The 4,870-nt window shown below is 70.7% G+C and carries 3 protein-coding genes; 2 read left to right on the forward strand and 1 reads right to left on the reverse strand.

What is annotated here, in order from left to right; all coding sequences use genetic code 11:
- The first annotated feature begins 303 nt into the window (after positions 1-303).
- Together E1264_RS40265 and E1264_RS40270 are read left to right on the forward strand one after the other, a co-directional pair.
- Positions 304-2,133 (forward strand): hypothetical protein, encoded by a 1,830-nt coding sequence (locus E1264_RS40265; protein WP_132182457.1) that lies wholly within the window; start codon positions 304-306, stop codon positions 2,131-2,133.
- Positions 2,058-4,427, forward strand: coding sequence for a HEAT repeat domain-containing protein (locus tag E1264_RS40270; protein WP_132182459.1), 2,370 nt, complete (start codon positions 2,058-2,060; stop codon positions 4,425-4,427). Before E1264_RS40265 ends, E1264_RS40270 begins: the two co-directional genes overlap by 76 nt.
- Before the next feature lie 66 nt (positions 4,428-4,493).
- On the opposite strand, the gene E1264_RS40275 is transcribed toward E1264_RS40270, so the two are convergent.
- Positions 4,494-4,870: MmcQ/YjbR family DNA-binding protein (locus tag E1264_RS40275; RefSeq protein ID WP_132182461.1), on the reverse strand; the 377-nt coding region annotated here is incomplete at its 5' end.

Genomic DNA, 4,870 nt, shown 5'->3' on the forward strand with positions numbered 1-4,870 from the left:
GCTCTGGAACAAGCCGTCAGGACGCTTGGAACCTCTCCGGGCCAAGATCAGAGGTTCGGGAACGGGCACTAAGAACAACCCGCTGTAGGAACAACCCGCCTCAACCCAACGGCCCCCACCACGAACGCCTCCGCCCCGCCAACCCACACCAAGACCCGACACAACGGAACCCCAAGCCACCAACCAGTCGATCTCGGACGGGAACCGGGTGGCGGTGGGGCGGCCGGGCGAGGCGTGACAAGCCGGTAGTGATCTTGTGGTGGGGGCGAGTGTGGGCACCGTGCGTTTCTAGGATCGGCTGACGTGGTGACAGAGGCGGATGAATGGGGCGGGTCGCCGGAGGCGGCGCTGGCGATGGCGCAGCGGTATGTGCGATCTCCCGGGCCGGAACCGTGGCCGCGGTGGCGTACGGCCGATCTGCCGGTGCCGGTGCGGATCGCCTGGCTGCGGGCCGAGATCGCGTCCGATCCCGCGACCGTGTCGAACGAACGCGTCGGTGAACTTCTGTACCAGGCCGTCCACGGACTGGACGCGGCCGACGTCGCGGATCCGGAAGGTCTCGCCCGGGAGCTGGCCGGGCAGGACGATGCCGTGCTGCGCGGGGAGGCGCTGCGCGTCACGCGCGAGGTCCTGCGCTTGGGCCTGTTCGCGCCGGCCCGCGCCAGGCGCCTCCTCTTGGCGCTCCTGGACGACGCCGCGCCCGATCTTGCGGCGGATGTGCTGCGTGAACTCACCGAGCCATGGGCGTTGTTCGACCCCGTACCCGGTGAGTGGTTCGTCCGGTTCATCGGGGATCCCGTTGCCGCTGACCAGGCCGTCGAGGCAGCGGCTCGGCACGGGCGCGGGGAGCTGCTGCGCGAAACCGCCGCCGATCCGGGACGGCCTCCCGCGCTTCGGCGCCGGGCCCTGGAACTGCTGGGCAGCCTGGCGATCCGCGACGACGTCGGCGACCTGGTGCATATAGCCAGCGCGGACCCGCTGCTTCTCGCGGTGCCCGCCGTGCGGTGCCTGCGGCAGATGCATCAGCGCGGACACTTCCCCGGTGACGAGCACGTACCGGCGATCGTCGCGCTGGCCCTGGCCGACCATTCGGTAGACGCCGATGACGTGGCCACACTGCTCTACACAGCCCGGCACGCCCTGCTGCGCGAGGCGACGACGTGCGCGGCCCCAGACGACGCCACCTGGCCGCGGCGGTTGGAGCTGCTGGTCGCGCTGGCAGCGCAGGGCACGGGCGGCTTGCCGATCGGCGACGCCGTCGCCGCACTGCTGCCGGTCGCGCCGGACCCCGTCCCCTTCCTGGAGGCCATCCGGGCCCTGCGGCACACGGAGGCCGAGGAACTCGTTCTCGAGACGCTGCCTCGCTCACCGGCGGCGGCCTTGGACGCCCTGGAGGCCGTCGGCGGCGAACGTACCGCCGCCGTGCTGCGTGAGGGCTTGGCGGGCGAGATCGCACCGTATCTGGTGCCCGTCCGGCACCGCGCGCTCGAACTCCTGTGGCATCTCACCGAGGACCCCGAGGCGCGACGCGCACTCCTGGACAGGCTCGACCCACGCGACCTGGCCGCGCGGATCGCCTCGGATCTGGGTGGCCCGGATGTCCGAGAGCTCGCCCTGCTACGTGCGGGACTGGACCCAGACCGACCGGTGGACGCGTTGTGCACGCTGGCGCGCAACGGCGATGCCAGCACCGTCCCGGCCATCGCTGACCTCCTCATGAGGGTCACGTCGCACGTCCAGGAAGACCAGCAACCTCAACCGCCGCACTCGCTCCAGCCGCCGCAGGCTCCGCAGATTCCGCCGCAGGCCGTCGCGGCCGTCCGAGAGCTGGCCGGGCGGCTGTATGAACGCGGCAAGATCAGGCCCCGCTGCCTGCTGGACGCGGCGGACGCGCGGGAGGCGGGCGACGCCCTGCTGGCCGAGATCGCCCTGGACCTGCTGGAAGAGGCCGATGCGTCGCCGGCCGAGCGGGCGGTCCTGCTGCGGATGCTCCTGGACGTCCCCTACCGGCGGATCCGGGAGCGGATCCACCGCTGCTGCGCGACCGCGACCGCCATGTGCGCAAGCACGCCATCGCGCTGCTCGCTCGCGACGCCGGAAGGCGGGACGCGCGGGCGGTATCGGCCGGACTGATCCCGTTGACCGCCGCGGCGGACGTCCAGACCGTGCGGCAGGCGCTGCTGGCACTCGGCCATGCGGGCGGCCAGGGCGCGGCGCAGGCGATCGCGGCGTGCCTCGACCACCCCAACATGAACGTCAAGAAGACCGCCGCTGCGGTGCTCGCCCACACGGGTACCCCGGCGGTGGTGCCGAAGCTGCTGACTTGGCTCGGTCGGCACGACAACCCGGGCCTGCGCGCCGAGCTGACAAGGACACTGCGAGCAATACTCGGCGATGGTTTCGCCGCCACCGTTGTCGCCGCGGCCGACCGCACCGCAGACACGCGAACCCGAATGTTGCTGGTCGAAAGCCTCTCAGGCAGCCTCTCGGAACGCGCAATCCGCGCGCTGGCCGCACAGGGCTCTCCGGCCGGGCAGGCTTTGCTCGCCGCGCTCCCAGACCCGGGTACTGAGCCGTCCTCCAACCCGGTGGACGAACTGGCCAACCACGGCTGGACCGTCGAGGCCGCCCGGCAAGCGGTGGAGCTACACGAGAAGGATCCCGACGCGCCCGGCTTGCAGCGCATGGCCCGGCTGCGGCCGATGCTCCCGCACTGGCTCGACTTGGCCGTGACGGCAGACCGAGACGCGGTCCTGCGGCTGACGATGCGGCTGTGCCCGCCACCCTGGAGCCCAGACGAACTGCAAGCCTTCGCCCGAGCCCTGCCGACACTCGCCGCCGGCCTGGCCGAGATCGGCCCTCCCCACCACCCGCAGCTGCTCGCGCTAATAGGTGAGGCCGTCGCATGCCTCCCTGATGGCCGGGCGCCCGAGATCGCCGAACGGATCCGCGCGCTGCCGGTACTAGGCGCACCGGAGTTGACGCTGCTGCGCCAGTGCGGCGGAGTTCCGACTTGCGACGACCTGGAGCGAGCCTTGTCGGCGACGCCCACGGGCGAGGAAGCGGTATTGCGGGAGGCATTCGCACTCGGCCCCAGACCACCCGATGGACACCCGCTCAATTCACGCGAACGGCTCGAGGAGCTGATCAAGACCTTCCCCACCGCTGACACGGATACCCGCCGGAGGCTCTTGGACCAGATGCTCGAACTCCAACCTCTGGGGGCACCACCTTGGACCCTCACTGAGCAGGCGCGCCGACCGTCCCCCGACGACACCCGCGCGCCCCACCCCGGCGATCTGGACCAACCACGTTCACAGGCCCAGCGCGAGCGCCTGCTGACAATGCTGGACGATCCCACCCGTTCGGCCACCGCCGCCCACACCCTGCTCAGCTGGCCGGAACCCGAGACCCGCGTCGCCGTCCTCCGCGCCTACCTGCGCGGCAAGCTGGCGGCTCTGACGATCACCGACCGGCTCGCCCGAGCCCTGCATCAGTTGGACGAGACCGAACTACGGGAGGCGTCCGGCGACGTCCAGGAACGCCTCGTCCGCCTCGCTACCGATCTGGACGCCCCGTCGCGCGCGCCCCTGATCCCATTGCTCCTGGATTGGTGGACCAACGGCTCCGCCAAGACGCGCACCACAATCGAGCAGTTCCTGCGCGGCGCCCACCCCGACCAGCTGGCCGAGGCGCTGGCCCCTCACCTCGACGCCGGCGCCTGGGGCGTCCTCGACCTGCTCAAGGGAACCAGCATCCGGCGCACCCCACCCCTGACCAGGGCATGGCAACGCCTGCACGCCGAGGAACGCGAGAACCTGACGGACCGGATCACCCTCCTCGACGGCCCACTGCGTGATCCAGACGCGGCGGCCGAGGACGCCGCCGTGCTGGCCGCACTCCGCGACCGTTCACACGCCCCGACCGCCCACCGGAAACGCCCCTCGCACCACGACCTGCTGCATAAAGCTCGCACCGGCACCCCAGCACAAATCCGGCAGGCGCTCGACCAACTCGCCGAAGCCTGGACGGAGGGCAACCGCGACCGCGAGCTGGCGGACCTCCTGATCGAGTTGATCGGTCACTCCGACCCGGCGGTCCGCCTCCGCGCCCACCGGATCGCCCGCCGGGTCCTAGACCGTCCCGCCTACCTGGAGCAGACCATACGGCTACTGGACGACAATCGCTCGACCGTCGTCGTCTCGGCCGCCAAAACGCTGTCCCACGCGAGATGGGAACCCGCCATCCCGGCCTTGGTCGCCCTGCTCACCCACAAACATCCCACCGTGCGCCGCGCCGCAGCCGACGGACTCGTCCTCATCGGCGAACCCGCCGCCTCCGCCCTCACCCACGCATCCGCCCGCGCAAGACCAGACCGCACAGTCATCTACACCACCGTCCTGCATCGAATCACCGCTCAACCATGACCCGATACCCGCAGACACAACGGCCGACTGCTGCCACGTCCCCGAGACCGACCCCTGCCGGACGGGCTAATCGGCGGCCGCGTCGAGATCGCCGACGAGCGCATCCGGCGCACGCATGCGCCAGGCGTCGGTGATGAGCTCGTCCAGACGGTCGACGTCGACTTTCTCCAGCCACAGCATGACCAGAGGCATCCCGTCGTAGGCGGGTGTGGTGAAGAAGCGTTCCGGCTCCCCAAGCAGCAACGCCTGCTTCTCCGCCTCGTCACCCACGTACAGCACGGCGATGTCGGTTCGGATGACGCGTGGCTTACCCGGTCTGCGCTCGGGATAGGACCAGACGAAACCCTTGCCGCCGACCCGGAAATCGAAGCCGTCACTGTCGATCTCGACCACGTGAGGCAGCGCAAGCGCCAGGCGGCGAACGTCCTCGGCGTCAGCCATCC

Source organism: Actinomadura sp. KC216, assembly GCF_004348535.1.
Classification (GTDB): Bacteria; Actinomycetota; Actinomycetes; order Streptosporangiales; family Streptosporangiaceae; genus Spirillospora.